The sequence below is a fragment of the uncultured Agitococcus sp. genome (genome assembly GCF_937920075.1).
Taxonomy (GTDB): Bacteria; Pseudomonadota; Gammaproteobacteria; order Pseudomonadales; family Moraxellaceae; genus Agitococcus.
In genome coordinates this window covers 1-6,420 of record NZ_CALETI010000021.1, presented here as the reverse complement: position 1 = coordinate 6,420, position 6,420 = coordinate 1, and the positions used below count along the sequence as shown (strand labels likewise).

General features: G+C 42.0%; 1 protein-coding gene. It reads left to right on the top strand.

All coding sequences use genetic code 11. The features are described from left to right. Window positions 1-6,420, top strand: a 6,420-nt coding sequence (locus tag Q0212_RS00610) for a strawberry notch C-terminal domain-containing protein (RefSeq protein ID WP_297920698.1), incomplete at both ends; no start/stop codon positions are given.

Below are 6,420 nucleotides of genomic sequence, written 5' to 3'. Positions count from 1 at the left end.
ATGGTGAAGTAGAAAACGCCTATGAGTTTGCAAAACTTCAAGACAAGCCTATTAGATTTGGAGTGGATGTAGATACTGGCAAGATACAGGCTTATGCTTTAACTGAGTCTGTAGATTTAGCACATGGGTTAAAAGGATTTGTTGGTTTGTCACTAGATGAGCATAACACACAAAATCCTAAGCAATGGTTTGTGATTGAAGAATCAACTGGCCGTAAAGTTAATGGATTAGCTCAAGGCTCAAAACAATCCGCTATTGCTAGTGCTAAAGAAAAATTATCTCAAGTTAAATTATCACCAGATGTTATTAAAAAAAGCATTTCTGATAACATCTTAACCAAGAATCAAGAGCAGCTTGAGGCGGAATGGGTAAAAAACAAAAATATTGGTAAGGAAGCGATTGATAAGGTATGGCATCAAAATACAGACAGTGCTAAAAAAGCGACTGTGAGTGATGCTGCTGTTAAATCTAACGATACAGTCAGTGCTGAGAAAGAGTCGGAATATAACGGTTTTACAAATAAAATGTCTGCAAGAGAGGTTGGGCGTGTTAAGACTGTGTTATCTGTAAAAATTAATTATGGCGATTTAGGTATTTTAACTAGAGGTGAATTTGTTGAACAAGCAGCACAAAAAAGCATCTTTTCAAAACATGAAATTGAAACTCAAAGAATAAGAGCAAAAGAAGACCACCCTGACGCTTTTTATACGTCAGGAGGATATATGCGTATGACTGAAAAAACAGTTTTATCCCTAGATGGTTTCATTATTACGCAAACAGAGCATGATTATTCTCAATACTTGCTTAAAAAACAAGGCAACCATTTTCTCTCGTCAAAAGATGAGCCTATCAATAAAACCGATGAGGAGATGAAAGCGGATTGGCTTGCCAAAAATAACATTAAAATCGATGAGCAATCTAATGAACAAAACAGTATCAATAGAAAGACTGAAAATTTAGCACCTGCTGAAAAGGCACAACAAGTTAAGAAAGAACCTCAAAAATCGGCAGCCAAAACAGAGGGAAAACCAGCTAAAAGCGAAAATGGTAAAAAACTAATTGGCAAAAATACCGAAGGCAATAATGTTTACGAAGATGCAAATGGTATTCGCTTTGTTGATAATGGTGGAGCATTCTTGGTTGGCGAATCTGTAGGGATTAACATAGGAAACAAGCAAAATCCTTATGACACATCAGCTCGCACTGATGAACATCGTACCGTTGAGGAAGTAGAGGCGCGTCAACCTAAACAACCCACCAAAAAAGAACGCCTACTCATTAAAATTGATGATGAGTTAGATGCCGCTTTAGATGATTTTGCTGCTATTTTCAAAGAGCAAGGCAAACGATTAAGCTCAGGCGTTGACCCTGTGATTATGGGCAAGGTGCTGGCTATTGGCATGAAAGCCTCTACGCTTTACTTGGCAAAAGGTGCGGTTAAGTTTGCAGTATGGGCAGAAAACATGATTGCCTCTTTATCTAGTAAAGGAGTTTCTCAAGACTTGGTAGAACCATACCTAAAAGGATTGTATGCAGCTAGTAAAATGCAAGTATCACCAGAAATCCGTAAACAAATGGATAAAGAAGATGATGTGTATGATTTTGACTTTGCTATACTTAATGTAGGTCAAGAAGAAACAACCGACAGCACAGAAAAGACACCCACAACCAAAGAAACGCTAACCGACCTATTCTACGACCACCTGAAAAAAGGCACGTTACCTGAAAATAATGTCAACCTTCGCAAGATGGTGGCCGAGTTTGATGGCAAGGAAGTTGATAATTATCGTTTAAAAGAAGCTCAAGAAATGCTTGAGGCAGCGATAGCGCGTCATTCTCGTGATATTGTCGCGTCTAATCATAATGGCGATGCGTCAACATTCAATCAATTGGTTGATGCGTACAACAAGCAACCAAACTTGAATATCAGAACCAGTACCAGTGTTGAAAACCAAGCCTATAGCACACCTGCGCCCTTAGCGTTTGTTGCTGCAAAGATGGCGAACATTGGTAAGAATACAACCGTGTATGAGCCGACAGCAGGCAACGGAATGTTGCTAATCACGGCATTACCTGAAAATGCCACTGTCAATGAAATGGAAAGCACCCGATTTAACAACCTTAAAGACCAAGGATTTAACGCGCATCAAGGCGATGCACTAAAAGCGATTGAAAACGGGGTTGTTAAGCCTAATTCACAAGATGCAATCATCACCAATCCGCCATTTGGTTCAATTAAAGAAAATGGCAAGACGGTAAAAGTTGCAGTTGATGGTTATAAAATTGGCAAGATTGACCATTTAATTGCAGTCGAAGCGTTAAAGGCCATGAAGCCCAATGGCACAGCCGCGATCATTATTGGCGCAGATATGGTTCAGGGCGGCATATCAACCGATGACCGTATTTTCTTTAACTGGCTATACGAAAATTATAATGTAGTCGGCCACTTTGAAGTTGATGGTAAGCTATACTCAAGACAAGGGGCTTCTTGGCCTGTTCGCGTCATCATCGTACATGGCAAACAAGCATCGGATAAAAACTCACCTGTAACGGGCGCAATCCCACGTTATGACAATTGGAAAGACGTATATGACCAATACATTAAAATGGTGGTGGCCTCAAACAACAGAGGACTATCAAGCGATACTAGCGGTGCAAACAACGCAGCCAATGACACCAGAGCTTCACAGAATGTTGATGGAGTCGAAACTACGCAGACTGGTGCAAGAGGACGAAACACCGCGGGAAACAATGATGATGTCAGCGGAGCATCTACCCGAAATGTATCAAATCGCTCAAGAAACGGAGATAAGAAATTACCCGTCAGCGATAATGTACAGCGATTCGATGAACGCACTAATGCGCAAGATAATTTGGCCGTTGGAGACAACCGAGATACAGGAGTCACAACAGGAAACGATTCAAGAGTGGACGGAAGGTCAAAGCCTGATGGGAATACTGGAAAGGATGTAGCGGTATTATCTGACGCTGATAACTCTTTTCAGGTCAAATACACGCCTGCATCTTCGCGCAAAGATGAGGGAGTGCTTATCCCTATCAATATGCGCCAACCACTCATGGATTCGCTACTGACCCTTGAGGACAATGTAGGCGATATTGATAAGTATGCTGCTAAAGAACTTGGCTACCGCAATACAGAGCAATTGCATGATGCGCTAATGGGTTTGCAGGTTGATTCTGTTGCCTCAGCAATCTATCAAATCAAAGAAAAGAACAAAGGTATTATCATTGCCGACCAAACAGGCATTGGTAAAGGCCGTCAAGCAGCTGCAATCATTCGATGGGCAATGCTTAACGGACACACGCCTGTTTTCGTTACTGTTAAACCGCAATTATTCACCGATATGTATGGCGATTTATCCGACATTGGCAGTAATGACGTAAAGCCGTTTATTGTTAATACAGGGGAATCCATATCAGGGAAAGACGGCAAAAAACTACACAAAACAAAACCTGATGCCAAGCACAGAAAAGAGGTAGAGGATATTGCGGGTGACGGCGTATTGCCTGATGACTACAACGCAGTATTTATTACCTACTCGCAAATCAACAAAACAAACAATCAGCAAAGGTTACTTTCCGCTTTGTCGGGTAACGCTATTTTCATTCTTGATGAATCGCATAACGCAGGAGGCGCATCGTCCACAGGTATGTTCATGCAGGAAGTGTTGAAAGAAGCGAAAGGTGTTGTTTACTTATCGGCAACCTTTGCTAAACGCCCCGACAATATGCCGCTTTACTTCAAGACGGACATGGGTTTAGCGGTTGGCGATACCAACGAACTTAGCACAGCCGTAATGCAAGGTGGACTACCACTACAAACCGTTATTTCTAATGCCTTAGTGAAAGCGGGTCAGTTGTTTAGACGCGAAAGAAGCTATAACGGCGTAAGCATTGAAACTAAAGTCGATTCAGCCAACAAAGTAGAGCATGAAAAGTTATCGGATGAAGCGACAAAAGCATTAAGAGCGATTGTTGCCGCCGACAGAATGTTCCACAACACTTACTTTAAGCAACTTGAGAAAGCAGCAGAGGAAGAAGGCAAGCAAGCAAGGGCGGCAGGTAATAAAGCCGAGAAGTCTGTTAATCACCATGAATTTTCTAGTGTGGTTCATAACTTTATTAGACAGATGTTGCTTGGCCTTAAAGTAGATACCGCCGCTAATGAAGCAATTGCCGCATTAAAGCGTGGTGAGAAGCCATTGATTGCCTTAGAAAACACAATGGGTTCATTCTTGAATGAGTATGTGTCGGCAAACGGGTTAAAGGATGGTGATTCGCTTGGTGATTTTGGCTACAGAGATGTTTTAAGTCGTGCATTGCACAGAACAAGAGCCGTTACGATTAAGGATAAAAAAGGCGAAGAAACTAGAAAAGAAGTAGGTTTGCATGAGTTAGATAGCGCAACACGCGCCGCCTATAACGAAGCACAAAAAATCATTGATTCGTTAGATGTGACCATTCCCGCATCACCGATTGACTGGATGAGAAGTCGCATTGAAAAGGCAGGTTACACCGTTGCTGAAATTACTGGCCGAAATATGGCCGTCGATTACTCCACTAAAACACCAACCGTTTCACAAGTGCCATTGTCTGAGCAAAATGACAAGGTAGGCACAACCCGTATGTTCAATAGTGGTGAACTTGATGCCATTATTTTGAATGTCGCAGGTTCGACAGGTATTAGCTTGCACGCTTCGGAGAAATTCAAAGACCAGCGCGTCCGTCACATGATTGTTGCCCAACCCGCACAAGACATTAACATCTTCATGCAGATGCTTGGCCGTATTCATCGTACAGGTCAAGTCGTATTGCCTAAATTCACGATTCTTACCTTAGATTTACCTACCGAAAAACGCCCTACCGCCGTACTTAATAAAAAGATGAAGTCGCTCAACGCCAATACTTCATCCAATACCGAGTCGGCAACGTCCATTGTTTCAATGGATATGCTTAACAAGTATGGCGACAAGGTTGTTGCCGCATACCTTGACGAAAATCAGGACATTGCTAAAAAGATTGGCATGGAGGTTCACGGCGATACGTCATCCGCTGAAACGAATGATGATTTTGCTAAGAAAGCCACAGGCCGATTCGCGTTATTGCCTATCCAAGAGCAAAACAAGATTTATGAGGAAATTGAGCCGCAATATGCCGCGTTAATTAGCTATCTTGATGAGACAGGTCAAAACGAGCTTGAGCCTAAGACTATTGACTTTGAAGCAGAGTTAAAACTGGAGTCAACCGCTGTCCCTGCTACTGACCCAAGCACACCATTCGGCCAAGAAGCAATCTATGGTGAGTACAAGGTAAAACCGCAAGGTAAGCCAATGACGCTCGACGAGGTTAAGGCACTAATCACCAAGAATATCGGTGAAGATGTATTGCCATCGCAGCACACTCAAAAGCTAATTACGGACGGGCAGAACGGATTTAACTCATTCATCGCTACTCTTGAGAAAAAATATCAAGAGGCAAAGGATGACGAAGATGCGGGAAATATCCAAAAGAATATTTCAAACCAAAAAGCAGTGTTCGAGAACACGAAATCATTTATTGAAAGTCATCGTGTTGGCAGCATTTGGCAGATTGATATTAAGGGCGATATTTACAATGCCGTTATCACTAATGTTAAGTCAACCTTCAAAAAGGGCGGGCATGGCAATCCATTCGCGCAAAGCAAAATCATTATCTCACTGGCAGTTAATGGCGAACTAAGAAGCGTCACTGTACCAATGACCGAGTTTTCGCGCATCGAGGTGTCAAAGTATTACGGCACAGCGCAAGACGCGTTAAAGCAACGAGGCGACGACTCAGCACTAGCCAAAATCATCACAGGCAATCTTTTAGCGGCTTATGCAAATCTTGTTGGGTCAGATGGGCGTGTTATTTCATTCACTAAAAAAGACGGCACAACCGAACAAGGTATTTTGTTGCCTAAAAAATTCAACTTTAAAGATAATGTTCGCCAAGACTTTGCTATTAAAAACGCAAGCGATGTATTTAAACTTTTAAAGTCGAATGTTGATGATATTTCTAAGACGGGTGTAGCAAGTCGTAAGGGCGATATTCGCATTGTTTACAACAAGCGTAATGATGTAATTACTATTTATACACCAAAATCAAAATCAACAGGCGGCAAATGGTTTTTAGATAAAAAACTAATCGGCATTACAGGTGATTTTGTTAGCAACGGCACTATGATGACGGTGAGCGTGCCATCGAGCAAAGCCGTTTCCGCACTTTCCGCTGTTATCAATAAGTCACCACTATATGTTTTGCCGAGCCAAGCAGACGCAACAAAAGAACTTTTAGGCTACCATGAAGGGCAGGTTAATCTTAAAGAAGATAAGCCTAAGTTTAGCCAATCCTCCACCATCGGCGACCGCACAACCACCT